General features: G+C 24.9%; 1 protein-coding gene (cut by a window edge). It reads right to left on the reverse strand.

The window, feature by feature from the left end:
- Positions 1 to 189, reverse strand: the 5' portion of a protein-coding gene (locus tag LUA84_RS03470) for a glutamate--tRNA ligase family protein (protein WP_457913382.1). 123 nt of this gene lie to the left of the window's left edge; the window shows 189 of its 312 coding nt (coding positions 1-189); it begins with the start codon at positions 187 to 189; its stop codon lies off the left edge, out of view.
- Positions 190 to 221: the final 32 nt, after the last annotated feature.

The raw sequence follows: 221 nt of genomic DNA on the forward strand, positions 1-221 counted from the left end.
CCATCCAGATATTTTTCCTTCTTTTATTAATTTCCTTATTTCAGATTTATGTAATGGTAAATCTTTTACTAATAGAACCCCATAATTTAGTATTGTTGGAAATTCCCAACCAAAATATTCATAAATATATTTTTGTTTATATGCATTTACTTCATGCTCTTTCATTCTCAAAACATGTGTTATTCCCATTAAATGATCATCTATTGATACAGAAAAATTAT

The sequence above is a fragment of the Candidatus Nanopusillus massiliensis genome, from assembly GCF_920984865.1.